This window comes from Virgibacillus halotolerans (genome assembly GCF_016908515.1).
Classification (GTDB): Bacteria; Bacillota; Bacilli; order Bacillales; family Amphibacillaceae; genus Virgibacillus_M; species Virgibacillus_M halotolerans.
This window is the reverse complement of sequence record NZ_JAFBEA010000008.1, coordinates 78,232-102,582: the sequence shown is the minus strand read 5'-3', so window position 1 is coordinate 102,582 and position 24,351 is coordinate 78,232. Positions and strand designations below refer to the sequence as shown.

Below are 24,351 nucleotides of genomic sequence, written 5' to 3'. Positions count from 1 at the left end.
TATAGTAAAGGAATCAGATAGATTATAAAAATGAATTATTTAAATTGTATTAATGAAAAAAACGAATCAATCGAAAGGAGAATAAAAGTGGATTTGGAACAATTGAAAACCTTTAAATCATTAGCTAGCAGTAGAAACTTTACTCGTACTGCGGAAGAAATGAATGTAGTTCAATCAACAGTTACAGCAAGGATAAAATTACTTGAGGAAGAAATTGGGGAAAAGCTCTTTATAAGAAAAACTCGTAGTGTAGAAATCACGGAAGAGGGAAAGACATTTTTAGTTTATGTTCAACAAGCATTAGAAATCATGAGCGAGGGTATTAAAACTACAAGAATTCAATCAAGATTTGATGTTAGTCTGGTGATAGGTGGAATGAATTCTCTTTGGGATACCCAAATTTTTGATCAAATTCATCAGTATCAATCATATAATCCCAAAACAGCACTCCGATTAATATCCGGACATTCAGAAGATATTATTGAGAAGATTCGCTATGGATTAATAGATGTTGGATTTGTTTATAAGTCCCCTTGGTCTTCTCAATTCAACGTCTCCACTGTTAGAACTGAAGCTATACATTTGGTAGGTGCTTCACATATTGTTAGTGAAATCGACTCACTTAAATCGAATCAATTAAAAGAAATGCCTTTTATACATTATAATTGGGGAACAGAATTCTCCGATTGGTTCAAGCTGGAGGTTGGAGAACACGAGGCAATGCGGTTTAGGGTGGATCATTCAGCTGTGGCCTTACGGCTTCTACTTAAAGGTGAAGGCATTGGATTTATGTTAGAGAGTATTATAAAAAATGATGAAGAGAAAGGGCTACTTTCTTGTATACCATTTATTTCACAGGCAGAAATTCCAAAACAAAATGTTTATATGATATTTGATAAACATAAAAAAGAGAAAGTGACCTCATTTGTACAATACATATTAGATAGCAAGTAATTTTTTTTTTAACTTTACCTAGACTTGAACTTTTGGCACGATGTCAGATAAGGGGATTAACAATAGTATAGAAATCAAGTCCCACTGGTGCGACGCTCTACCCAGGCTAACGTTATAATAAGACCTTATAGAAAAAGGTCAACCAGTAAATTCTAGCTAACCTTATATTACGAACTGGTGCTTAAACGGAAGAAGGGATTATCGTATTGGAAATTACTGTACAGTCGCTTTTTTCATTAAAGGTACAGGATAAAGCAAGAATAAATATAACCGTATCTGTATAAAAAAGGGGATAATACGATGGTCCAAAAGTTATTTTATACTTTGATCGCATTAACTTTATTTACGATTACTGGATGCACTAGTGAAGGGGAAACAACTCAAGAAACGACTGATAGTATTGATGCCGCGGAAGTGCTAACATTGGACCCTGATGCTGATATTTTTCAGTATGATGGAGTAATATATGAAACTAGTATAGATTGGGTTGAAGAATTAGATTTAACAAAAGACATTCAAATCGGTGAAATAAAAACAAGAAATGACACGAATACAGATTTCAAAGATGAAATGGCGAATAAACTCCCAGTTGGTGCAAAGGTTTTTTCAGCCAAGGAAAGAGAAGATATTTTAATCGTTGAATTAAAGTCAGAAGTCTTGAAATACCTTGCAATTGTTGAAGGATGATCCATTTGGTATATTATCAAACAATCAAGGTTTGTGGAAAGCTGTACTTAACTGATGCTTTACGTGAACAAGAAAATCAAAATTGATCTTATCTTGTACAACTAATGGGTCGGATAGTGAATTAACAATTAAAATAGACGGAACTTGAATTGGAGGTTTTTTCATTGAGTAAAGATAAAGAAACTCCTGATGAAAGAAGAGAAAGACTGCGACAAGAAGATTTAAAAAGAAACCCTTCTGGAAGCGTTCACGGTGGAGGACTTCCTGACTTAGTTGGAAGTTTAGGTTGGAAAGGTACTGGAATACTTATTCTTTTAATAATAGTAGGTTTTATAATTTATTCCATCTTCTTCCGCTAAAACAGCCAATACTTCCTATTACATATACACTGGTCCTTATTGGAACAACGGTTATGTCTCTTCTTCAAGTAAAGAAACAGGTTTGTGAAAGATGATATTTGAGAAAAGGGGTGAAGGTTATAGAAAAAGGAAAACCACCACTTGTTATTGCCATTGCTGGAGTCTCGGGTGGAGGGAAAACGACCATTGCGAAACATTTAAACGAAAAATTACAGAATTCCAAAGCACTTTTTTTTGATGACTATGATTTTGATGGCCCCGATAACATTATTGATTGGATTGACAAGGGAGCGGATTATGACGAATGGGATCTAGCTCCATTAATTAGAGATTTAGAAGCGTTGCTTACTAAACCTTTAGACTACATTGTGCTTGACTTTCCGTTTGCTTTTAAACACGCTAAAACAAGTAACTTGATTGACCTTGCTGTTTATATTGATACTCCATTGGATATTGCAATGGCGCGTCGGGTAATAAGAGATTTTAAAAATAGCTCTAATAAACATATCTTGATTGAAATGGAAAACTACATATCGCAAGGAAGACGAGGCTATCTTGAAATGCTAAAATCTATTAAACCGAATTCAGATATCATTGTGGATGGGACACTATCGGTATCTAAAATTACAGATAAAATATACGAGGAAATTTTAAATCGATCATAACATTATTATGCTAACTGGTTCTTTTGTTCAAAAGAGCAATCAAAAGTTGCATAAACGGTGCTGGTTAGTTAGTTGAACAACGATCAAATTCTAATTTCCACCCTATAAATATATCAATTGTTGAGTAAGCAGGAATAGGCTAAAGAATGTCGAAGAAGCTATTATACAAGTATCTAAACTAATCAGTGATTGACTGAAGGGAGGTATAAGACAGTGGTTAAATTACGCAACAGCTCTTCAAAGTAAAAAAATGAGGAGGATAAAAATGACAATTACATTTAAAAATTGTAAAACGATTGATAAAAAACAATTGGAAAATTTATATAATGATGTGCAATGGGCGGCTTATACAAAAGATTTAGAGCACCTTCAAAAAGCGTTAATCCACTCTTTAGAAGTTATATCTGCTTGGGATGGAGAGCGATTAGTCGGATTAATACGTGTTATTGATGATGGTTTAACGATTATTTACATTCAAGATATACTTGTTTTAAATTTATATCAAAATCAAGGTATTGCTACTCAATTAATACAACAAATTTTGGAGAAGCATCGAAATGTTCGTCAAAAAGTTCTATTAACTGAAGAAGCCCCAGATGTAAGATATTTCTATGAAAAAAATGGTTTCCAATCTTGCGATAAGGGCTCTACTGTAGCATTTGCAAAGTTAAATTAGGATCGGTTAAAATTTATGGAATGTTTCGCTATTGAAAAAATAAACAAATAAGAGTTACACTTATAAATTAGGTGAACTCTTATTTGTTCTGTAAATAACAGTATACTAAAAAGGAGGTTAAAAAATATGACAACACCGAAGCATATTGTTTCTGCTGCAACGATTGTTTTAAATGATCGCAAAGAAATTTTATTAATTAAAGGGCCAAGAAGGGGATGGGAAATGCCCGGTGGACAGGTCGAAGAGGGCGAGTCTTTGAGGGATGCTGCTATTCGGGAAACAAAGGAAGAATCGGGTATAGATATTGAAATTACAAAGTTTTGTGGCGTGTTTCAAAATGTGGATAATTCTATATGTAATACATTATTTTTGGGTAAACCAATTGGCGGAGAACCAACAACCAGTTCTGAGAGTTTGGAAGTAGGCTTTTTCTCAATGAATAGCGCTTTTGAAATGATTACTTGGGGAAACTTCAGACAAAGAATTGAATATTGTTTACACGACAATCTTCAGCCTTTTATTATTGAATTTTAATTATATTTATGGAAATTCAAAGCGGAGGAACGAATTAAATGATAATAATGATTAATGGAGCATTTGGGGTAGGAAAAACCACTATTGCTAATGAACTTCTAAAAGAGATAAAAAATAGTATGATATATGATCCTGAAGAGGTGGGTTTTATGTTAAGGAATATTATCCCTGAGCATACGAAACGACTTGAAACTGAAACAGGGGATTTTCAAGATTTGCATTTATGGAAGGAGCTAACTGTAAAGGTAGCAGATCTTTTAATTACCAAGTATCAGAATCATCTAATCGTTCCAATGACTATTCGAAACCCTAATTACTTTCATTACATTATAAATGGGTTTAAAAATATCGATAAACAAACGTATCACTTCTGTTTAACAGCAAGTCAGGATACTATTTATGAAAGACTAAGAGAACGGGGAGAAGAAGAAGGTAATTGGTGTTTTCAGCAAACTGAAAAATGCTTAAATGCCTTTAAAGAAAACAATTTTAGAGAGTACATAGACACTGAAAATATAGATATTACTACAGTTATTGATAACATAAAGGAAAAGATTAACCTTTTCAGATGATAAAGAAAGTGTTAATCAATGATCAGGTGCATTCCCGAAATCTGATTAAATTGGTTATGGGTAGGGTAGGGGACTCATTTCCATTAAGTATAGTAGAGGATCATAAACGAATTTTGTTCCATAAGAATAATTAATTGTTGCACTAACGTGGCAGGATGGTTGAACAAGATGACCTAGAAATTAATTGATATTATAAAACATATAAGAAAGTAAGGGATAATTAGATGAGACTGAAAAATGCAACATTTTTAAATGGTGATATTGAATTTGAAACACGAGATTTTTCAATAGAAGCGGGTAAAATCAGATTTAATGTTAATGATAGCGATAAAGAGAGTTCAATGGATTGCGAGAATTATTTTGTGATTCCAGGTTTAATTAATGCCCATTTTCATAGTTATTCTCCTCTAACTAAAGGATTAATGAAAGAAATGGCACTTCAAGATTGGTGTAATGATTCAGAACAAGGTAAAATACAACAATTGTTTTTTGATTATGTGGATAATGAAATCTCAGAGAGAGATTTTGCATATGTTGCTCAAAAGAGCTATGTTGATATGGTTAAACATGGCGTAACCTTTGTAAGTGACTCAGACCCAAAATCGCCAGCGTTATTAAGTGATGCCATGAACGAGATTGGAATACGAGGAATAATCGATACATATGAGGAAATTGGAGATTATTATAATAAACGTAAAGATAATGTTTTATTTGGGAGCCATTTATTAGAAGAAGAGGACTTTACTAATGAGGAATTACTTCGAGTGAAAAGTATGAAGGATAAATATAATCCGATCATGATGACGCATTGTTTAGAAAACGAGTGGAGATTTGACATCGTTAAGTCCAAATTTGGTAAGTCCAGTATTGAGCTTTACAATGAAATGGATCTACTTGATAATCAGACAGTTCTTTTTCACGGTGTTTTTATGTCCAAAAAAGATATAGCGTTAATAGCCAAACAGAAGAGCTCCATCGTTCATTGTCCTCTTTCAAATTTAGATACAGGAGCAGGGGTTGCTGATGTTAGTTATATGCTGGAAAAGGGTGTAAATGTTTGTTTAGGTACGGATTACGCGCACACGAACATGTGGGAGTTAATGAGGTTGACGTATTATTTATTAAAAATAAATAATTCTGTTAACAAATTCGCTGCCGAGGATATTTTTAAAATGGCAACCGTAAATGGGGCAAAAGCCTATAAATTAGAGGAAGAAATAGGTCAAATAAAAGATGGTTATAAAGCAGACTTAGTTTTTATTAAAAAACATTCTGATTTGGGACCATTGTTAAACAAAGCAACCTTTTCCAGCTATCTCTACAATTTATTGTTCTATAGTAAAGGTGATGCAGTTCAACATGTAATGGTTGATGGTAAGTGGATAATGAAAGATAGAAAACTGACGACAGTAGATGAACAAAAAGTGGAGAATAGGTATATTCAAATTGCAGCAGGCTTTTTAACCTATTTAAAAGAACAGGGTTATTGAATTGTCTGGTGCTAGCGTTGAAATCAATGATAAATTATTAAGGCCAGTATATAGAGGAAATCGATTGAAGTTCTCATCGATTAATAGGGAATGAGGTGATTTGATTGAAATTATTTATGGATGTATTATTTTTTATTTTCATCGGATACTTCAGCTATAAGTTTATTCAAGTGTTGATAAAGATGAAACAAAAAGTTATTTTACCTGTAACGCATGAGGAAATTGCGGTCATCAGAAAACACCCTGATAAACTTGTAGATTTCCCGACATATTCTAAGCAAAAAGTTGGAATCATTATTTATTCTTCCATGCTTCTTTTTGTAATTGTGATGTTTTTGTTAGGAGCATTTTTCCAACTATTTGGTTGGTCATTGTACCTGTTGTTATTTCTACCAATAGCGAATTCTTATAACCTCCTAAATCTGTTTGCGGTGGTAGAGGACGGTTTGTTAAGTGGAAATCGATTTATCCCTTGGAAAAAAATTAAATCTTTTCATTTTGTGCCTATGGATATAAATCATAAATATTATGGGTTTTCGAAAGAAGCAAATGATGGTTACGAATTGAGGATTCAGACAAGGGGACTTCCCATAAGCTGTGTTGTTACTTCCATTGAAATGAAAAAGAAGTTGACCAGTATTTTAAGTGAACATGTAATGGTGAAGGAAGGCAGGAATAAAGTAAATCATGTCGAAATATGAAATTAAGAAGAAATATGTATCACCTATAATTGGAGTGAATTCAAATATCAACAATTAAAGATATAGCCAAATTAGCCGGGGTTTCCATTACGACCGTTTCAAGAGTATTAAATGATCAGCCTTATGTGAACGAGGAAAAAAGAACAAAGGTGAAAAAGATTATTAAAGATCTTGATTATCAGCAAAATTTACCAGCAGTTCATTTAGTTAAAGGGGAAACATTGACTCTGGGGGTAATCATTCCATATATTGATCATCCATATTTTCAATCCGTGGTTGGGGGAATTATGGAAAAAGCATTTGAAAACAAGTATTCCGTTCTTTGCTGTGCTACAAATTATAATAAAGAAGAAGAGTTAAAATACTTATTAATGCTCAAGAGAAAACAATTGGATGGTTTAATCATATGCTCTCATGCTAACGATTGGGAAACTATACTTCCATATACGGATTATGGCCCTATCATTAGTTGTGAATATGTAGAAGAATTACCATGTGTTTATCCGGATTATTATGAGACCTTTATGTCAGTTCTAGACTATGTCATAGCTAAAGGACATCGAAACATAGGATATTGTACAGGAAGAAGTGGTAGTTTTAGCAGTAAAATGCGCCTTTCCGCTTTCGAAGCGTCCCTTAAGAAGGTTAACCAAGGTGTATCAAAATCTTGGGTGTTTGAAGATTGTTTTACGATGGATGATGGCAAACAAGTGCTAGAAAATCTGTATCGTGAAGGGAACTTCCCAACAGTCATTTTAGCAAATGGAGACGAAGTAGCTGCCGGAATGATTGTGCAAGCAAAAGTTCATGGTATAGCCATTCCTAGTGAGTTATCCATTATTGGATTTGATAATTCTCCGCTATCTGAAGCACTTGATTTAACAACGGTAGACCTGCATAACAAAAAGACTGGAGAACAGGCCTTCCACCTTTTTTATAATCATCTGGATGAAAAAATTAAAATCCCATTTCAACTCATAAAACGTAACACAGTCACCACCCTTTAAAAAGATGAAAAAAGACCTTGATATGAAATTGTTTTCATCATTTAAACTTTGATTATGGCAAGCTAAAAGACTTTGAAATCAAGGTGAGGAGATGAAAATATGGGTTCAATAATTTTTTCTGATGAAATCATTAAAGGAAAGGTGAGGGGGACATTTGAGATAAATGAAAGCACAGGGATAGAATATAGATTTGGTGAACTGTTTGCAACGAACAGACGATTAGTTCTGTATACCAGATATCCTTTTGGGTGTGAAGAAACAAAAGGATATAAATACAAAGATATTATCAAGGTAGATATACGTCATTCATTGTTAATGTTTCATCATGATATATCGATTCAAGCAAAACTGATTAATGATGGGAATGACAAACAGTTATTTGAACAAATTAGTCAATTAGTTATGTAAATGATGGTTCGTTTTTCATAATAGCTTTATTCCAATACACATATCTACTGAATTAAAGCGTCATATTTTTACCATTAACGCTTCAGGCTTACTTATATTATTTGGATTTTTTCGTTTATAATCCAATGGTGAATTCCTGGAGGATACGAAAGATGCTTATTACGCATTTAAGGAGCGTTTATCTTGAAGAAAATATTGCTATCACTTTTGGTAATAATTATTAGTGGAATTCTGGCTGCTTGTTCTAATGATACAAATTCTTCACAAGAGGTTATTTCAAATTATCCGGAAACGATTAAACAAGAGATTGAGGAACTACCCGAAGATTTTAGAAAAAGCTTAGTAGTTCCATCAAAACTTCCTGAGTCATACAGTGTGATTAATTTCAGTTATACAAGTGAACCAATGAATGACCCGACTGGAAATATTATTAATACTACCTTCATTTATGAAGGGGAAAATACGGGTTATCACTTAGTTCTCAACACGATGTATGGCGATGCAGATTTCGCAAATGAGAAGCGTGGTAAAACTGTTACGTTAGATAACGGAATAAAAGCAAAAGTTATAGATGAGTATGCTATAAGATGGGTGGATGAAAATGAAAACCATCAAGAGTTATCTTTTATTGTACCCGACTTAAATGAAGCCAAGGTTACGAAAGATGATTTAGTTGAAGTAGCTAACTCGATGAAATAAATTCTTTCGTTAACTATCTGGTGCAGAGCGGAAAAGACATTGTGAATTTCAGCCAGTTCTTTTTGAGCTAAAGCAGTAATTCAGTTGGAAAAAGTTTTTGTTAAGCTTGTTGCACTACCGGGTACTTTACTTAAATAAGGGATTGCAGACTTGTTCAATTAACGCAGTAGTTGTCATATAAATATAGAAATCAAAAGTTATTACCTGTTTCTGTGGGAGTGGATGAATATTATAAAAGCTGTTTTATTTGATTTAGATGGAACTTTGCTAAACCGAGATGCGTCAGTAAAAGTTTTTATTGAAAAGCAATACCAGCGACAAAATAAATGGTTGAATCATATTCAAAAAGATAAATACACATCAAGGTTTATTGAACTTGATAATAGGGGTTATGTTTGGAAGGATAAAGTGTATCAACAGTTAGTAGATGAATTTGATATTACAGGTTTGACGTGGGAAGAACTACTGCAAGACTATATCAGTCAATTTAAAGATAGTTGTGTTCCTTTCTCTAACCTCATTAGTACTTTAGAAGCGTTAAAGAATAATAATATTGTTCTTGGAATGATTACTAATGGAAAAGGGAAGTTCCAAATGGATAATGTTAAGGCTTTAGGTATTGAAAAATATTTTAAAACAATTCTTATATCTGAATGGGAAGGGATGAAAAAACCTGAACCCCAAATATTTCAAAAGGCCCTGAAACAACTTAATGTTTTACCGTCCGAAAGTATATTTGTAGGCGATCATCCGGAAAAGGATGTAAGGGCCGCTCAAAATGTAGGTATGGAAGGTGTATGGAAACAAGATTATCAATGGAATAACGTTAAAGCAGATTTCATAGTGGATGATTTAGAGGAAGTACCTTTAATTATAGATAAATTAAGCAACTATAATATTATAAATGGCTAGAGAAAGGATGCGACTTTATAAATGGATATTAGAAAACCTAACGATTCGGAACTTCAAAAGATTATGTTATTTTCTCCAGAGGCTTTATTTGATGGCACTTTAGGTGAGGTAAAACCTACAAATGAAAAAATCAACCAACTTGTTACACCACTACTGGAAAAGGGGAGCTATTATTTAATAGCAGTAGAGGATGATAAATTAATGGGCTGGATTCTTATAGGAACAAGTAAAGATCAATTTACTGATAAGATAAGTGGATTTATTTATGAACTATTTGTCTTAGAAGAATTTAGGGGGAACGGAATTTCAAAACATTTAATGAGCACTGCCATTGACCATCTAAGACAGGATGGATACGCTGAGGTCCGTCTAAGTGCATTTGCAGAGAATCAAGCCATTAAACTTTACCAAAAAATGGGCTTTAACATAAGAACAGTTTCTATGAGTTTACCGTTATAGCAAACTGGTTCTTTCGTTAACAGGCTAGTTGAACAAAGAAATCTATGGGGATAAAGTGAAAGTTAGCCCTGTTAGATTGAACTTCGTTGAACTAGCTGGTGCATTATTTGAACAACGGCAATGGTGGGTCTGATTTCATCTCTACTTCCCTACCAGATATAGTTCTCCATCCTCGAAATGATTAGTGTTGTCAAAACGACCAACAGGAAAAATAAATGTCCATGGCATACTGGTTTGTTTTTCAACGATAATGAGTGGTGAGAAGGTATGATCTGCTAAGGTCTTACCATTTGTTTTATATCTCATTTTTTGATCACTGAATTGAAAATCTTGTTCACTGGTATTGTGGATAAGGACAGCGACTAATAGTTCTCCTCGATGATTTTTTGTCTGCCAAAGTGAAGTGAATTGAATATCTTTGCCAACTGATAAACGCACATTCAGAAAAGCTTGTTTAATTTTTTCTCGATCTTGTTCAGCTATTGTTTTTTCCCATGCCGATTGAAATGTAAGTTTTTGCATTCATTTTATACCCCATATCGTAGTAGTCTTTGAAGTGATTATAAAGCTTATCGTTTCTCCATATGTCATTGGAGCCAAGTCAGTCTATTTTTTTGCGTCTAATCTACAATTGACCTGTTTTCCATTCTTATTGCATGTGAATGGCCTTTTTTGCTAAATGATCCGCATGTCTATTCATTTTTTCAGGTATCCATTTGATAAAAAAGTATGGAAAGGAGTCTGCGCCTACTTTGATTTTCTCTAGTAAGGGTAGAAAGGTCTGATTTTTGGTAAAGCCTTTTTCGATCACATCTACCGCCACGCGAGAATCAGATCGAAATGATAATATTTCATCTGGGAAACACTTTTTACAAATTTCAAGTGCCTTAATAATAGCTTGAAATTCAGCCTCATGATTGGAGAGTATACCTAATGGAAAAGTGTATTCATTTATTTTACCATTTGCTTTTATATAAACGCCAGCGCCACTAACACCTGGATTACCACTCGATGCCCCATCTGTGTAAACTTCAATCAATGCTTTAGCCCTCCTTTATCATGTGATCAGAAATAATAAATTTGATTATATCGTATCAATTTTCAGGTTGTCTGTCACATTCAGGACTAGCTCCTGTTCTCCCCCAGCTGGCTACAATGTTATAATAAGACTATATGAAATAAGATCAACCAGTAATTTCTGGTTAACTCTATAATCCGATAGGGTTTACTATTAATAATATTTTATCTTTTATGCTAATATGAATAGATAAACGAAAGTAAAGAATAACTTTTGATGGAGCGTGGAGCAAAGTGAAATATGTAGACACTTGGGATTTAGAAAGTATTTTTCCTGGAGGTACGAACTCCCAGGAATTAAAAACGAAATTGGAAGCGATTCAAGAAGAAATCAAGACATACCAACATTTATTGAATGAATGGGATTTTACAGTGGATCAGTCAGTAAAAACTTTTAAAAACATTTTGCAAACACAAGAAACGATCGGCAAAGGATTAGGCCAAGCGGCTACTTTTGTACAAATGTGGCACGACGCATACATGGATGACGAACACGCGAACGTGATGATGGGTCAAGTAATGGATATATATAGTGAAGTGCAAAAACTATCGAATACCTTTACGAAAAAGCTTGTTGCCATTTCCGAAAGCGATTGGCAAAAGCTGTTAGCAGATCAAGGGTTAAAGGAAATTTCCTTTGCATTGAATGAGATACGTGACCAAGGGAAACGTCTTTTATCGGAGGAAGAAGAAAAACTGATTGCAGAACTAAATAAAGATGGTTTGGCTGCATGGAGTAATTTATATGATACCGTTGTTTCCATCATGACGATTCCGTTTACAGATGAGGATGGAACAACGACTGAACTATCTGTCGGACAAGCAATGAACCGGATGTATGCAGATCCAGATCCTGAGGTTCGGAAGCAGATTTTTGAAAACTGGGAAGCTGCATGGGCAAAAAATGCACCAGTCTTTGCTGATACGATCAATCATTTGGCTGGATACCGGATTACGTTACAAAATGCGCATCAGCGCGATAACCATTTGGATGAGCCACTTGAATATAACCGTATGTCCAAAGAAACGCTTGATGCGATGTGGTCTGCTGTTGCGAATAATAAACAGCCTTTCCTAGATTTCCTGCAGCAAAAGGCGAACCTATTTGGTATGGAAAAACTAGGCTGGCAAGATGTGGATGCCCCTATTGCAATTGGTGATGTGAAACCGACTCGTTTCACTTATGATGAAGCATGTGATTTTGTGATTGATCATTTTGCCTCCTTTGGTCCGAAATTATCTGGCTTTGCCAAACACGCCCTTGAAAATCGTTGGGTAGAGGCTGAGGATCGCCCGAATAAAAGACCAGGCGGATATTGTACAGGGCTACCGGAATTTGAAGAATCACGGATCTTTATGACATTTACCGGATCGCCAAATGATACAAGCACCTTAGCACATGAGTTAGGTCATGCTTTCCACAGCCATGTCATGAAGGATTTACCGAATTTAAATCGCGGGTATGCGATGAATGTTGCGGAGACAGCGAGTACTTTCGCGGAAACGATTATAGGTAATGCAACAGTAGACAATGCAAAATCAACAGAAGATAAAGTCGCTCTTTTAGGCTCCAAGCTGGAAGGTGCTACGGCCATGTTCTTAAATATTCATGCGCGATTTTTATTTGAAAATGCTTTCTACGAGGAACGTGCAAAAGGGATTGTTTCAGAAAAAAGATTGAATGAATTGATGGTTCAAGCACAAAAAGAAGCGTATGGTGACAGTTTATCCAGTTATCATCCGCATTTCTGGAGCAGCAAATTACACTTCTTCATCGATAGTGTACCGTTCTATAATTACCCGTATACGTTTGGCTATTTGTTTAGCTTGGGTATTTATGCGGAATACTTAAAACATCCTGAAGGCTTCGAGGATAAATATATTGCCTTACTCAAAGATACAGGTTCGATGAAAGTGGAAAGCTTAGCTGAAAAGCACCTAGGCGTTGATTTAACGAAACAAGATTTTTGGACAGCTGGCATTCAATTAATGGCAAAAGATGCGGAAGAATTTATCCGTTTGACAAATGAAATAAAAAAATAATGACGAAGTAAATAGGGTACTTATCCGTTCGTATCATGATGTATGGCGGGTGAGTACCATTTTTAAGTTACAGTAGCTAAAAGGGTAATTAGTTCATTTTAAAAGGGGATAAACAATGAGAAGGATTATTTTATCGACAGAGAGTGGCGCGGATATACCGCAAGATTTAGCTGACAAATATGATGTTCAAGTGGTTCCGATGCACGTTATCATGGACGGGAAGGATTATTTAGATGGTTCGTTACCAGTAAAGGATATATATGACTACTATGAGCGTACAAAAAAGATACCCTCTACAACGTCTACTAATTCCCATGAGTATCAAGGTTTTTTTACGAAGATAAAGGAAGATTACCCTGATTGTATCATTGTTCATATTGGGTATACGTCAAAGGCATCTTCATCCTTTCACAATGCAACAATCGCAGCAGAAAATTTTGAAGATCTTTTTCTCATTGACGCTTTGAACGTTACAGGTGGATTAACTGCTATTGTGATGTATGCTGTTAACTTGTTAGAAAAAGAACCTACGATCGCCCCAGCTACCTTAGTGGAAAAAATAGAAGCAATCATTCCTAAATCAAGGCTGGCTTTCGTTCCGGGCAGTTTAGACTTTTTAAAAGCGGGTGGACGAGTAAGCAATGTGGCATATCTAGGCGGAATTTTATTAAAAATAAAGCCACGCATTGAATTGATTGAAGGAAATCTTGTTTCGACTAAAAAATATCGAGGGAAAATGAGTGGCGTTATAGAAAAACTTATGCAAGATTATTTAAATCAATACGATATAGATAGAGAACAGCTTTATTTGCAATACTCAATCGGACTTGATGAAAGTATCAAACGACGGATGGATGAAATCGCTAAAATAAATGGATTCAAGAATGTAATATGGATTCAAGCTGGCGCTATGATTTCCACCCATGCTGGTCCAGGAGGATTCGGGATTGCGGGATTAGAAGTTTAGCGGTTATGAAAATGTTATATTATAGAATAGATATGCTGTCTAACTAGAATAAATCGGTATGAGGGCATGAAAAATAATTGAAAAATTCGAAAAGGGAGCAACTTATTTTGGCGAAAGATGTAGGTGCATTTCCAGTACTCGAAACGAATAGATTGGTGTTAAGGCAAATTGAAAAAGACGACGCAAGCAGTATCTTGATATATTTGTCTGATAAAGAAGTAATGAAATATTATGGTTTAGAGCCATTTAAAACAATAAAGGAAGCTTTAAGCGAAATATCATGGTATCGATCGATAAGAAATAAAAGAACTGGCATCAGATGGGGAATTACATTAAAAGGGAAAAATGAGGTTATTGGTAGTTGTGGTTTTTTTAATATGGTTTCTCGGCATTATCGAACTGAAATTGGCTATGAGTTACATAGAAATTACTGGGGGAAGGGTATAGCTAGTGAGGCATTAGAAGCTATTGTAAGGTATGGATTTGAATCCATGAACATACAAAGGATGGAAGCTTTAATTGAACCGCTTAATATATCGTCACAAAGATTAGCGGAAAAACAAGGTTTTCTTAGGGAAGGGTTATTAAAGAGCTATGAGTTCACTCGTGATAAATTTGATGACTTATATATGTACGCCTTGTTAAAGCAAGAATTTGATAAATTGCGTAAAGATAAGGATTGAAAGGTAGCGGGACATAAATGAGGTATGGAAAAATAATTGGTACAGGTAATACTGCAACTGTATATGAATGGGAAGAAGATAAGGTCCTTAAACTTTTTTATCATGGCTATCCAATAGAAGATGTAGAAAAAGAATTCTACAATGCAAGGTCAATGGAGGGCTTAAATTTTGAAGTACCAAAGACATATGAAATAATTTCTTACGAAAAGCGGATGGGTATTGTCTACGATCGGGTAGAGGGTGAATCTCTGTTGAATTGGGTCATAAGAATAAGAGACGTACAGGGATGCGCGGTGTATATGGCAAAACTACATAAGGCAATAGCCCAGAACAGAATTACTAACGTGCAAAATTACAAAGCGTTTTTAAAACACAATATATTGAAAGTACCATCGGCTAATTTAAAGGAGCAAGAGGTAGCATTAAAAAAAATAAAAAAATTGCGGGATGGTGATACACTTTGTCATGGAGATTTTCATCCAGGCAATATTTTAATATCAAATGAACATACAATGGTAATAGATTTCATGAATGTTTGTCATGGAGATTTTCTGTATGATGTGGCAAGAACTGTGTTTTTGGTAGAATATACACCTGTTTCAGCGAAAGTGGGCGATAAAAAGAAGCTTTTGCGGCTTAAGAAAACATTGACTGATTTATATCTTATGCAAATGAATGTTACCAGAGAAAGCGTACAAGATTATCTATCTATTATTATATCGGCTAGAGCAGGTGAATGCCCTAACGAATAGGTCATATCGGTATTTTAAAAAGGTGGAAAGAAGGGAGGAGTTATTTGGGGCTTCGGTTAACGCTAATATTTCTTGAAACACGAAGTGAATTTTAACCTAAAAAGTCGAATTCTCGTACTCCAAGGATTCGACTTTTTAGATTAGCTTATTCCATTAAATGCAAGTTACTTTAAGCGCACTTCTTCACATTCTAGTTATCTGAGAATTAACCAAATTACTTTCTATTTTTCATCACATCAGCTAATTGTTGAGAATTTAAATCTTTTTCCTCATATAGTTTATCAATGATGTTTTGATAGTCTGCTTCATTTCGATTTTGGCTTAATTTATAAGCAGCTTGAACTTCTTGTATTTTAATTTTAAACCCAACAATACCTTTGATTTGTTTTTTAGTTTGAGAAGAAAGGTTCTCCCATAAAGCTGGTTTCTTGCGATGGTTTTCATACTTTTGTAATAATTGTTTAAGGTCTTCTTGCAATTCTTGTTCACTCATTATACTAGCTATTCCATATATATGGACAGATTGATAATTCCAAGTTGGTACATTCTCAGATGTATACCAAGAAGATGAAATATAGGCGTGCGGACCTTGATACATTACAAGGACGTTTTCATTATCATCCTCGAATGTTTTCCATTGAGGATTCGCATAAGCAAAATGTCCTGTTATATAGTAATCATCTTCTTGTTTATGTAACTCTAGAGGTAAATGAGTGGCAATAGGCTTTCCTTGTTTTGTTGTTACAATTGTGCCAAAAGCGTTATTCTGAATAAACTCTCTAATTTCTTCAAAGTCTGTGACTTTATAATGTTTAGGGGTATACATAAAAATCCACCTTTCAAAAGATTATTTAAGTGTTTTTATCATGATGAGGTCTATTTGTTCTTCATCACCCATATAAAAAGCATGGCTTCCAGTATGAACAAACCCCATTTTCTTATAGAAAGCAATCGCATTTTCATTTTTTTCCCATACGCCTAGCCAGATTTTCTTTTTATCATGGTCCATTACCATTTTCATAGCTTTATCAAGCAGATATTTACCAAGACCGTGTCTTTGAAATTTGTTCTTTATATAAATCCTCTCCATTTCGAGTGATTCATCACCCATTTCTTCGGACTGAGCATCATTGATATTGACCTTTAAATATCCAGCAACTTCATCGTTGTAGTAAACAAAAAAGAATTGGGAAGAAACGTTAGATAATTCTTTTTCTAATTGTTTTAAGTTAAATGCCTGTTCTAGATAGGTTTTCATATTTTCGGGTGAATTCTGGTCCTTAAATGTCTCATCAAATGTTTGATAACTAATTTCTCGAAGTTTGCGTAAGTCTTCAATGGTACACTTTTTTAAATTTATAGTCATTTAGATATGTCACTCCTTTATATCATCAATAATTTCTCTTGTTTCCCTTTTTTACAAATTCCCAGTCTTTATCTATATTTGTTCTTACGCTTTGAAGAAGATTAAAAAGGATTTCTGCTTCTCTTTCGGAAAGTCCCTCTAATGCAACGAGATTGGAATAATCATTTTCTCTTTTTATAAAAGGATAAACATTTTCCCCTTTTTCTGTTGGAAAGAGTTTTTTTATTTTTTTGTTATGTTTATCTTCTTTTTTTTCAATAAAGCCATTCGTTTCAAGTTTTTTTATAGCACGTGCAGCAGTTGTTCGATCTACTTTTATCATCTCAGCTAATTTTTCTTGAATGATCCCTGGGTTTTCACATATTCGAACAATGTATAAATACTGCCCTTTTGTAAGATCATACGCTCTAAATTCTATATTACTTATAGAATCTAATGCTCTAGCTATCATTCCAATTTCACGAAGAATCTCCATGTCAATTAACTCCTCAATATATATTGTTGCAAATGCAATGAAATTACACACATTAAATATAACTTATTTTAGTTGCATTTACAACATAAATAAAAACAACTGAATGAGATATTCAAAGAGAATGAAAAAAATGTTTGAATTCTTATTGGACGTTGAAAGAAATGGGAAGGGGATGATTGCGGGAAGTTAGTGTGATGGTATAATAAAATATGCTTGAAAAGTATTGTTTGATAAATATGTTTGGGAAATGATGCTTCTGAAGATTTAAAAGCAAATAGCGTGCGGATTGGTGATGTAGGAGTCATACTTGATTTTTAGTAGTACTTGAAGGAAAGTAACGGGGAGGAACCCGTTAGTAGTAAACAATAGGATGGTGCTTAGAAATGATTGGCATGGGCTATCGGACGATAAAGACAGCTGTAGGAGCAGGGCTAGCAATATGGATTGCGGACTTATTCAACTTGGAATTTGCAACATTTGCAGCCATTATCGTCATTATGTGTATCGAGCAAACGAAGAAAAAGACATTAATTACAATGAAAGAAAAGTTCTTCGCATCCCTTTTATCCTTAATCCTTGGGGCCGTGTTTTTTGAAGTATTTGGTTATTATCCCATCGTCTTTTCTTTCTTTATTTTACTGTTTATACCAATCCTTATGTTGATTCGTATACAGGCCGGTTTTGTCACAAGTATGGTGGTTGTTTTACATATTTATATCGTAAAGGATGCCAGCTTGGATATCTTCTTGAACGAGCTCTATATTATTATCATAGGCATGGGAATCGCTTTGCTCGTCAATAGTTTCATGCCAAATCTCCAAAGAGATATAGAAACGCATAAGAAGAAAATTGAACATAAATTTGGTGTGATTCTTTATGAGTTCTCTGCATATTTAAGGGATAGTAAGCGAGACTGGGATGGGAAAGAAATTATTGAAGTGGAAGAAATCATTAATCAATCCAAAGGTATTGCCATACAAGATGTAGAAAATCATCTATTAAGAAACCTAAATAATGATTATTATTATTTGGAAATGCGAAAGGATCAACTGGAACTGATAAAACATATGGTGAAAATCGTTGCCATTGTCTCTTTATCGGAACAAGATGTAAAACAGAAAGAAATGTTTGCTGCGTTCCTGGCATATTTAAGCCAAAATGTTCATTCTGGAAATACAACAAGTATTTCGCTAAATAGGTTAGAGGAATTGAAGGCGACAGTCCGCGAGACAGAGTTGCCAAAGACAAGGGAAGAATTCGAAATTAGGGCGAATCTATTCTATTTAATTTTTGAAATGGAAAATTACCTGAACATCAAGAAAAAGCTCTGGAAAAAAGTAAATAGAAAAGGTGGGAAACGTTCTCGAAGTTAATGGAGAACCTTTCCTACCTTTTCACTAAATGCATTGATCCGGATCTATAGCAATTAGACCTCAGTGGTGGATTTTTTGCATAATTATCAATATAATTGTATGTCTATGCCTAATTCGTGTAATTTTATGTTACTATATAGAACACGGACGTAGGAAGGGATCAAATAGGAAAGAAGTGTATATTATTGGGCTTGTTTTTTACATATGTTTTAGCAGGTCTTGCAATTGCGATGCCTGTGGGAGCAATCACAGTGGAAATGACGAAACAAGGTTTGAAAAAGGGTTTTATGCACGGGTGGTCTGTTGGCCTAGGTGGAATGACAGTTGATTTCCTATTAATTATTGCATTATATATGGGGCTGGCTTCCGTACTTGCGATACCATACATTCAAATACCGATGTGGCTTATTGGTGCGGGATTTTTAGCATTTTTAGGTTATGATTCTATCAAAAATGCGGATCAGGACATTGCATTAGCTGGTGAAAAATCCAATCAATCATGTTTCACTTCCTATCGCAATGGTTTGCTTGTGGCGATATCACCAGGGAATCTTGTATTTTGGATTTCTGTTTTTGGCGCTGTGCTTTCTGATTCTTATGACGCGGATCACTCATCCAACTTTTTTATCGTCGGGGCGGGTATTTTGGTAGGTATCTTAATGCATGATATTGGCCTACTAACCATTATTTCATTCACAAGAAAAGTAATGAGCCACACGATGATAAGATGGATATCTATCATCGCGGGAATTATTTTAATCGGGTTTGCAGGGTATTTCGTATATGAATTTGTATCAGCAATAAGAAGAATCATATAATTTACTGTGATCAGTGCTTTTGAAGAGGATGATATTTACAAATAAAGAACATGCTTCAAGATTATTTAGACGATACACTTTCAGATCATTTCACAGAAGGAATGAAATCTTAAATGTTAAGCAATCGGGCGCAAACCTGAAATGAGACTGCGCCCGCTACTATTTTAAAGAGCCATTTTGTGGTATACGCATTAATTTTATTGTAGTAAGCTGAGGGTTTATAGTTATTTGTTTTTTTGCTATTCTTCTGTCATGAAAATTATAATGTGAGTGGGTTCCCTATTGGACTTCTTCATCATTTTCGCTGTTTTTTGGGAATTCTGTTTCTTTTTCGGGGGGACGAAGTGCTTTTTTTGATATCATAATACTTATCAGCCCCTAATCCACCTTCGCCAATCATTTTTGATATTTCCTTTGTTCGCATTTCTTTTTTCTTGTCAATTTGAATTTTTTCTCTGCCGTGATTGGTCATATCTAATTCCTCCCCTCTAGGTATTATTTGTATTTAGTGAGTTTTAAATCACAAAAAACATAATATTAAGATTTTTAAGGAGAAACCTCCCTCACTGTATATTGAAGAAACACGGGAATTTTCTAAGGCAGGGGATTCAAATCATAGCAAGATATACTCAGGAATCCACGTCCGCGTTCCCGTTTTTCTTCAGGTGAGGAAAGTGGGAGTGAATGTTACTTGTTTTCTCCCTGACGTGCATCGTTACCAAGATAGGCCTGTAGCATCCAAATCGTTTTATCAATGTCTTCCTTGTATGCTATCAGCATATCTTCTGTTACTGTATCATTTTCTTCACCGGCCAAGCTTATTCCTTTAACGGTAAGCTCTTCGATTGTATGATAGTCATTTATTAGATTACGCACCATTTCTTCCGCCGAGATTTTTTCATCATACTTCTTTTCGGAAATCGATGCATGATCTAGATATTCAACCAAAGTGGAAAAAGGCTTCTTCCCTTTTGCAATCAATCGTTCTGCGAAGGCGTCAAAGTATTCGTTGGTCTCATTGTACAGCTCCTCAAACTTTCCATGGAGCGTGAAAAAATGTGGTCCTTGGACATACCAATGGTATTGATGCAGTTTGATAAAAAGGACTCCCTGATTTGCGACTAACTGATTTACTACGAATGAAGCAGTCTTTTTTCCTTTTTCTTGAAAATGGGTTACTGTCATTTGTCATACCTCCATTTTTTAATATCAATCTTCCGGCGGAGGAAGTCAGTGACTTTCACTTATACTGCCATCGGTACACTTTCCTAATAAAAGGGAAAGCTTGGCAGATCCTCCACTTCTATCATAAGCTAACTTGAATATAAGAAGCAAGCAATGCGTATAGACTGATCACAACGCAATGATTTCATGTGGAATTTCGGACACATGTTAAACAAATGAAGCCTGTGTGAACTACTTACTACTTAAGATAACGCTTTGCTATGCGCATGATTCATTGAATTCGGTATAAAAATGTTATAAGGTTAATTCAATTGAAATGGAGGCGTTATCATGATAACGATTGATGATTTTAATAAGTTGGATATACGTATCGGAACTGTAACGAAAGCAGAACCTTTTCCTGAGGCGCGCAAGCCTGCTATTAAATTAGAAATTGACCTTGGAGAGATGGGGGTGAAGTGCTCATCAGCCCAGATCACGAAAAGATACGAACCGGAACAGCTAATCGGACGGCAAGTCGTGGCAGTCGTAAATTTTCCGCCGATGCGTATTGCAGGTTTTAAATCTGAAGTATTGGTCATCGGCGGCGTTCAAGAAGATGATGATGTTGTGCTTTTAGGGCCGGATGCCCCGGTGGAAAATGGTACAAAAATCTCGTGAGTTGCTATTATTTAGGATAAAGAAGCTACTAAAGAGAATACGGACATACACTGAAGCATTATTATTACGTCCCGTCGTAAAGTTTAAAAACAGGCCACATGGGAAATATACCTTTTAGCAGAGATATGAAATACATACATATTGATGTTACTAGACAAGCAGTCCTAAATAAACTGTACGGGAGTGAAAAAATATGCTTAAACGTATGGCCATCCTCTTTCTTATGATGGGGATAATGACAGTGGCAGCATGTAGTACAACAACCCAGGGTGACCATGTTGCGCGCAAGCATTCTACAATAGCAAGTAAGTCTATTGATCGTGATAAAACGGAGGAAGAAACAAGCAGGCATAAGCAATTACCAATGAAACCTTTTAAAGCGATTGAGCCACCGGGAAATGCGAAAGCTTTAGGAGAGAATGATTCAGACGAAGAAAATGAACGGATGCCAAAGAAAGAAGCCCTTGGAGAGGAAGTCAAAAGGTCAGTTCCACTTGGTCAAACTTTAGAACAAGGTAAAGCGGATCACACAAATGGTCCGTTGAAAAATAACAGACTGGTTGCTTTCTATGGCACGCCGAAGTCCGAGGATATGGGTATTCTAGGAGAGGACCCTCCTGAAGAAATGATGAAAAAGTTGAAAGCGCAGACCGCAGCCTATTCAAAAGCTGACCCTGATCGACCAGCTGTACCAATGATTGAATTAATAGCGACCATTGCACAGCGCACGCCGGGGCCTGATAACTTATACGTCAGTAAACCCTCGAAGGAAGTAATAGAAGAATATGCGGAGCTGGCAAAAGAAAATGATGCATTATTGCTATTGGACATTCAATTGGGACAGGCGAACGTCATGGATGAACTGAAAGAAATTGAGCCTTACTTGAAATTGCCATTTGTCCATTTGGCGATTGACACGGAATATAGTGTTGAAGAAGGCGAAATCCCTGGTGAAGACCTAGGAGAAGTTGATGGAGCAGACGTGCAGGAAGCTGTCGAATATGTAGACAAGATGGTAGTAGAAAATAATTTGCCTGATAAAATGGTACTTGTCCATCAATTTGGAAATGGCATTGTGAAAAACAAGGATCAAATAAAACCTACGAAACATGTTGAAGTGCCATTAAACTATGATGGGTTTGGTGATTCGGCAGACAAAATGAGCGCATATGGAAAATTAGTACGCGATCAGCCAATTCAGTATGGCGGCTTCAAACTATTTTACAAGAACGATGAACCCCTTCTCTCACCAGAAGAAGTTTTAAAACTTGATCCTGCCCCCGCTATTATCAATTATCAATAGAGCTGGGCAGAGAGGTAGCAATGTTGGGGCTAGCAACGCCCCAGATGCCTCCTATTTTAACTACTGTGCTATATTACTTTATTTTTTCCCTGAATGATCAGGCATTCTCTTCATGAACAATACGCCTAAAAAGAACAATCCAAGATAACCAAATAGTGGATATAGTACAGAGAGTAATTGTCCATAGCCAATCTGACTAATGAAAAAGACGATCAGTAATATAATCAGTACTGCATGTTTATATTTCAGCTGGAAACTGCCACTTAATTGTCGTGTTACCCCATACACATTGGCCACAACCGTGTTAAAAATCTCCCCATAAATGACAAGTAAAAATAAAATGTGAATCATACTCCCGAATTGCTTCACAATCTCTGCCATGGGAATTTCGAATAAGAAACTTTCTGGGTGTACAGATAATGATAAATGACTGAGTAACAAAATAAGAAATAAACCAAGTCCCCCGAGAAACCCGCCCCATTTTAGTACATGTTCATCTTTTATTTCCTTACCTAAAGGCACAAGGACAACCATTGCAGTGACAATATTAAAAGATGCATATGTAAATGGCGAGGTGATCCAAAACAGATGATCGGGCAATGTATCAAATAAAATAGATCCTAGCAATTGAAATGGTTGATCATCAAATACCGAAATAAAAACAAATAAACCGAAGAGAATGATTAAAGGAACAATGTAAGCATTAATCGCAAATAGCCCCTTTAGTCCATTCAACACAACAAGATAGCAAAGCACAAGTGTGGAGATGATCCCTATTTGGTGTGGAACCCCTAATTGCTCTTGAAAAACTGCCCCGGCTCCGGATAGCATAACAGAAGTTACTGAAATAACAATGATAAAAATAATAACATTAACCAATTTCCCCCACTTATGACCAAATAAATATGCATTAAATTCTTTATAGGAATAGGCTTCAATACGTGCTGAAATAATCATTATTTTCGTTCCAAACAGGATTAACAAATAACAGCTAATAACAACGCCAATTGTTCCGACCGCTCCAAATTGGCTAAAGAATGTTACAATTTCCTTTCCAGTAGCAAAACCCGCCCCAACAACCGTCCCTATATATGTTGCTGCAACAAGCAATATCGATGTCCACTGTTTCATCCATCATTCCCCCTAGACCCATGTATATGATCATCAACGGAAGAAAAGACAAGCATTTTCCATATGAACTCTAAAGTTAATTTCAGAAATTGGAGTTAAGTGAATCATGAAAACATGATAAACTTGAAAAAAGGGGGGGGGAAACGAAATGAATCCTGATGATATGGAAGAAGGTGTTAACCAAGAGATTGATCGTACGAAACGTAGGGTGAAAGTATATCAACTAGAAGAAGGGACATAAAAGAGCAGAGAAAAATTCATCATAATTGTGCCAACGTTGACATGCTTTTTACGGCTGAGTGATAGGAATCACCCAGTAAATGATAGGTAGATTACCACCTTACCCCTTACATATCTAGGTGATTAATTTAAATAGCGATACGTATTTTAAATTA

General features: G+C 35.3%; 30 protein-coding genes. 22 read left to right on the top strand and 8 right to left on the bottom strand.

The window, feature by feature from the left end:
* Positions 1–87 precede the first annotated feature (87 nt).
* The 14 genes from JOC34_RS16880 to JOC34_RS16815 all read left to right on the top strand — a co-directional run bounded on the left by JOC34_RS16880 (position 88) and on the right by JOC34_RS16815 (position 10,123).
* Entirely contained in the window at positions 88–954 is an 867-nt protein-coding gene (locus JOC34_RS16880; protein WP_205137949.1) for a LysR family transcriptional regulator, read from the top strand.
* Between the two features lie 300 nt (positions 955–1,254).
* Positions 1,255–1,641, top strand: a complete 387-nt coding sequence (locus tag JOC34_RS16875) for a hypothetical protein (RefSeq protein ID WP_205137948.1) — start codon at positions 1,255–1,257, stop codon at positions 1,639–1,641.
* Positions 1,642–1,805: 164 nt separating this feature from the next.
* A complete protein-coding gene (locus JOC34_RS16870; RefSeq protein ID WP_205137947.1) occupies positions 1,806–2,000 on the top strand; it encodes a DUF6366 family protein in 195 nt (64 codons plus the stop codon).
* A 119-nt stretch (positions 2,001–2,119) separates the two neighbouring features.
* Positions 2,120–2,665 carry an AAA family ATPase gene (locus JOC34_RS16865; protein ID WP_205138013.1) on the top strand — a complete coding sequence of 182 codons (546 nt, stop codon included), beginning with the start codon at positions 2,120–2,122 and terminating at the stop codon, positions 2,663–2,665.
* Between the two features lie 265 nt (positions 2,666–2,930).
* Positions 2,931–3,341, top strand: coding sequence for a GNAT family N-acetyltransferase (locus JOC34_RS16860; protein ID WP_205137946.1), 411 nt, complete (start codon positions 2,931–2,933; stop codon positions 3,339–3,341).
* Between the two features lie 126 nt (positions 3,342–3,467).
* Positions 3,468–3,875 carry an NUDIX hydrolase gene (locus tag JOC34_RS16855; RefSeq protein ID WP_205137945.1) on the top strand — a complete coding sequence of 136 codons (408 nt, stop codon included), beginning with the start codon at positions 3,468–3,470 and terminating at the stop codon, positions 3,873–3,875.
* Positions 3,876–3,913: 38 nt separating this feature from the next.
* Positions 3,914–4,447, top strand: a complete 534-nt coding sequence (locus JOC34_RS16850; protein WP_205137944.1) for an AAA family ATPase — start codon at positions 3,914–3,916, stop codon at positions 4,445–4,447.
* A 224-nt stretch (positions 4,448–4,671) separates the two neighbouring features.
* Positions 4,672–5,937 (top strand): amidohydrolase family protein, encoded by a 1,266-nt coding sequence (locus tag JOC34_RS16845; protein ID WP_205137943.1) that lies wholly within the window; start codon positions 4,672–4,674, stop codon positions 5,935–5,937.
* 104 nt (positions 5,938–6,041) lie between these two features.
* The gene (locus JOC34_RS16840; protein ID WP_205137942.1) at positions 6,042–6,638 is read left to right on the top strand and encodes a hypothetical protein; all 597 of its coding nucleotides are present in this window, start codon (positions 6,042–6,044) and stop codon (positions 6,636–6,638) included.
* A gap of 38 nt (positions 6,639–6,676) precedes the next feature.
* Positions 6,677–7,645 (top strand): LacI family DNA-binding transcriptional regulator, encoded by a 969-nt coding sequence (locus tag JOC34_RS16835; protein WP_338062693.1) that lies wholly within the window; start codon positions 6,677–6,679, stop codon positions 7,643–7,645.
* A gap of 99 nt (positions 7,646–7,744) precedes the next feature.
* The gene (locus tag JOC34_RS16830; RefSeq protein WP_205137941.1) at positions 7,745–8,053 is read left to right on the top strand and encodes a PH domain-containing protein; all 309 of its coding nucleotides are present in this window, start codon (positions 7,745–7,747) and stop codon (positions 8,051–8,053) included.
* A gap of 183 nt (positions 8,054–8,236) precedes the next feature.
* Positions 8,237–8,752, top strand: coding sequence for a hypothetical protein (locus JOC34_RS16825; protein WP_205137940.1), 516 nt, complete (start codon positions 8,237–8,239; stop codon positions 8,750–8,752).
* 228 nt (positions 8,753–8,980) lie between these two features.
* Positions 8,981–9,664, top strand: coding sequence for an HAD-IA family hydrolase (locus JOC34_RS16820; protein WP_205138011.1), 684 nt, complete (start codon positions 8,981–8,983; stop codon positions 9,662–9,664).
* Between the two features lie 21 nt (positions 9,665–9,685).
* Positions 9,686–10,123 carry a GNAT family N-acetyltransferase gene (locus tag JOC34_RS16815; RefSeq protein WP_205137939.1) on the top strand — a complete coding sequence of 146 codons (438 nt, stop codon included), beginning with the start codon at positions 9,686–9,688 and terminating at the stop codon, positions 10,121–10,123.
* Between the two features lie 141 nt (positions 10,124–10,264).
* On the opposite strand, the gene JOC34_RS16810 is transcribed toward JOC34_RS16815, so the two are convergent.
* Both JOC34_RS16810 and JOC34_RS16805 read right to left on the bottom strand, forming a co-directional pair.
* The gene (locus JOC34_RS16810) at positions 10,265–10,645 is read right to left on the bottom strand and encodes an SLAP domain-containing protein (RefSeq protein WP_205137938.1); all 381 of its coding nucleotides are present in this window, start codon (positions 10,643–10,645) and stop codon (positions 10,265–10,267) included.
* A 127-nt stretch (positions 10,646–10,772) separates the two neighbouring features.
* Entirely contained in the window at positions 10,773–11,162 is a 390-nt protein-coding gene (locus JOC34_RS16805) for a reverse transcriptase-like protein (protein WP_205137937.1), read from the bottom strand.
* A gap of 272 nt (positions 11,163–11,434) precedes the next feature.
* Here JOC34_RS16805 and JOC34_RS16800 point away from each other — a divergent pair, with 272 nt between their 5' ends.
* The 4 genes from JOC34_RS16800 (at position 11,435) to JOC34_RS16785 (ending at position 15,645) form a co-directional block, all read left to right on the top strand.
* Complete coding sequence (locus JOC34_RS16800) at positions 11,435–13,243, top strand: M3 family oligoendopeptidase (RefSeq protein ID WP_205137936.1); 1,809 nt, start codon at positions 11,435–11,437, stop codon at positions 13,241–13,243.
* A gap of 115 nt (positions 13,244–13,358) precedes the next feature.
* Positions 13,359–14,210 (top strand): DegV family protein, encoded by an 852-nt coding sequence (locus JOC34_RS16795; RefSeq protein ID WP_205137935.1) that lies wholly within the window; start codon positions 13,359–13,361, stop codon positions 14,208–14,210.
* A gap of 107 nt (positions 14,211–14,317) precedes the next feature.
* Positions 14,318–14,893, top strand: coding sequence for a GNAT family N-acetyltransferase (locus tag JOC34_RS16790; protein ID WP_205137934.1), 576 nt, complete (start codon positions 14,318–14,320; stop codon positions 14,891–14,893).
* A 17-nt stretch (positions 14,894–14,910) separates the two neighbouring features.
* Positions 14,911–15,645, top strand: coding sequence for an aminoglycoside phosphotransferase family protein (locus JOC34_RS16785; protein ID WP_205137933.1), 735 nt, complete (start codon positions 14,911–14,913; stop codon positions 15,643–15,645).
* A 214-nt stretch (positions 15,646–15,859) separates the two neighbouring features.
* Here JOC34_RS16785 and JOC34_RS16780 read toward each other — a convergent pair whose 3' ends face one another.
* From JOC34_RS16780 to JOC34_RS16770, 3 genes are read right to left on the bottom strand one after another with little or no spacing between them, the layout of a single operon-like run.
* Positions 15,860–16,471 (bottom strand): FMN-binding negative transcriptional regulator, encoded by a 612-nt coding sequence (locus JOC34_RS16780; RefSeq protein ID WP_205137932.1) that lies wholly within the window; start codon positions 16,469–16,471, stop codon positions 15,860–15,862.
* Between the two features lie 21 nt (positions 16,472–16,492).
* On the bottom strand, positions 16,493–17,011 hold the full coding sequence (paiA, locus tag JOC34_RS16775) for a spermidine/spermine N(1)-acetyltransferase (protein WP_205137931.1): 519 nt from the start codon (positions 17,009–17,011) through the stop codon (positions 16,493–16,495).
* A 25-nt stretch (positions 17,012–17,036) separates the two neighbouring features.
* Positions 17,037–17,486, bottom strand: coding sequence for a MarR family winged helix-turn-helix transcriptional regulator (locus JOC34_RS16770; protein WP_205137930.1), 450 nt, complete (start codon positions 17,484–17,486; stop codon positions 17,037–17,039).
* A 383-nt stretch (positions 17,487–17,869) separates the two neighbouring features.
* On the opposite strand from JOC34_RS16770, the gene JOC34_RS16765 reads away from it, so the two are divergent.
* Positions 17,870–18,859 (top strand): aromatic acid exporter family protein, encoded by a 990-nt coding sequence (locus tag JOC34_RS16765; RefSeq protein ID WP_205137929.1) that lies wholly within the window; start codon positions 17,870–17,872, stop codon positions 18,857–18,859.
* A 185-nt stretch (positions 18,860–19,044) separates the two neighbouring features.
* Positions 19,045–19,677 carry a LysE family transporter gene (locus tag JOC34_RS16760; RefSeq protein WP_205137928.1) on the top strand — a complete coding sequence of 211 codons (633 nt, stop codon included), beginning with the start codon at positions 19,045–19,047 and terminating at the stop codon, positions 19,675–19,677.
* A 295-nt stretch (positions 19,678–19,972) separates the two neighbouring features.
* On the opposite strand, the gene JOC34_RS16755 is transcribed toward JOC34_RS16760, so the two are convergent.
* Together JOC34_RS16755 and JOC34_RS16750 are read right to left on the bottom strand one after the other, a co-directional pair.
* Complete coding sequence (locus tag JOC34_RS16755; protein ID WP_205137927.1) at positions 19,973–20,149, bottom strand: hypothetical protein; 177 nt, start codon at positions 20,147–20,149, stop codon at positions 19,973–19,975.
* A gap of 215 nt (positions 20,150–20,364) precedes the next feature.
* A complete protein-coding gene (locus JOC34_RS16750) occupies positions 20,365–20,862 on the bottom strand; it encodes a Dps family protein (RefSeq protein WP_205137926.1) in 498 nt (165 codons plus the stop codon).
* A gap of 330 nt (positions 20,863–21,192) precedes the next feature.
* On the opposite strand from JOC34_RS16750, the gene csaA reads away from it, so the two are divergent.
* Complete coding sequence (gene csaA / locus JOC34_RS16745) at positions 21,193–21,522, top strand: chaperone CsaA (RefSeq protein WP_205137925.1); 330 nt, start codon at positions 21,193–21,195, stop codon at positions 21,520–21,522.
* A 193-nt stretch (positions 21,523–21,715) separates the two neighbouring features.
* A complete protein-coding gene (locus JOC34_RS16740) occupies positions 21,716–22,825 on the top strand; it encodes a hypothetical protein (RefSeq protein ID WP_205137924.1) in 1,110 nt (369 codons plus the stop codon).
* Positions 22,826–22,903: 78 nt separating this feature from the next.
* Here the strand turns inward: JOC34_RS16740 and JOC34_RS16735 are convergent, their stop codons facing one another.
* Positions 22,904–23,956 carry a YkvI family membrane protein gene (locus JOC34_RS16735; protein WP_205137923.1) on the bottom strand — a complete coding sequence of 351 codons (1,053 nt, stop codon included), beginning with the start codon at positions 23,954–23,956 and terminating at the stop codon, positions 22,904–22,906.
* Positions 23,957–24,351: the final 395 nt, after the last annotated feature.

Bases quoted from the DNA above. Each gene is read 5' to 3' on its own strand.
- JOC34_RS16875 (WP_205137948.1), top strand. From the start codon at position 1,255: ATGGTCCAAAAGTTATTTTATACTTTGATCGCATTAACTTTATTTACG.
- JOC34_RS16860 (WP_205137946.1), top strand. From the start codon at position 2,931: ATGACAATTACATTTAAAAATTGTAAAACGATTGATAAAAAACAATTG.
- JOC34_RS16855 (WP_205137945.1), top strand. From the start codon at position 3,468: ATGACAACACCGAAGCATATTGTTTCTGCTGCAACGATTGTTTTAAAT.
- JOC34_RS16850 (WP_205137944.1), top strand. From the start codon at position 3,914: ATGATAATAATGATTAATGGAGCATTTGGGGTAGGAAAAACCACTATT.
- JOC34_RS16845 (WP_205137943.1), top strand. From the start codon at position 4,672: ATGAGACTGAAAAATGCAACATTTTTAAATGGTGATATTGAATTTGAA.
- JOC34_RS16830 (WP_205137941.1), top strand. From the start codon at position 7,745: ATGGGTTCAATAATTTTTTCTGATGAAATCATTAAAGGAAAGGTGAGG.
- JOC34_RS16815 (WP_205137939.1), top strand. From the start codon at position 9,686: ATGGATATTAGAAAACCTAACGATTCGGAACTTCAAAAGATTATGTTA.
- JOC34_RS16810 (WP_205137938.1), bottom strand. From the start codon at position 10,645: ATGCAAAAACTTACATTTCAATCGGCATGGGAAAAAACAATAGCTGAA.
- JOC34_RS16795 (WP_205137935.1), top strand. From the start codon at position 13,359: ATGAGAAGGATTATTTTATCGACAGAGAGTGGCGCGGATATACCGCAA.
- JOC34_RS16785 (WP_205137933.1), top strand. From the start codon at position 14,911: ATGAGGTATGGAAAAATAATTGGTACAGGTAATACTGCAACTGTATAT.
- JOC34_RS16780 (WP_205137932.1), bottom strand. From the start codon at position 16,471: ATGTATACCCCTAAACATTATAAAGTCACAGACTTTGAAGAAATTAGA.
- paiA (WP_205137931.1), bottom strand. From the start codon at position 17,011: ATGACTATAAATTTAAAAAAGTGTACCATTGAAGACTTACGCAAACTT.
- JOC34_RS16770 (WP_205137930.1), bottom strand. From the start codon at position 17,486: ATGGAGATTCTTCGTGAAATTGGAATGATAGCTAGAGCATTAGATTCT.
- JOC34_RS16765 (WP_205137929.1), top strand. From the start codon at position 17,870: ATGATTGGCATGGGCTATCGGACGATAAAGACAGCTGTAGGAGCAGGG.
- JOC34_RS16755 (WP_205137927.1), bottom strand. From the start codon at position 20,149: ATGACCAATCACGGCAGAGAAAAAATTCAAATTGACAAGAAAAAAGAA.
- JOC34_RS16750 (WP_205137926.1), bottom strand. From the start codon at position 20,862: ATGACAGTAACCCATTTTCAAGAAAAAGGAAAAAAGACTGCTTCATTC.
- csaA (WP_205137925.1), top strand. From the start codon at position 21,193: ATGATAACGATTGATGATTTTAATAAGTTGGATATACGTATCGGAACT.
- JOC34_RS16740 (WP_205137924.1), top strand. From the start codon at position 21,716: ATGCTTAAACGTATGGCCATCCTCTTTCTTATGATGGGGATAATGACA.
- JOC34_RS16735 (WP_205137923.1), bottom strand. From the start codon at position 23,956: ATGAAACAGTGGACATCGATATTGCTTGTTGCAGCAACATATATAGGG.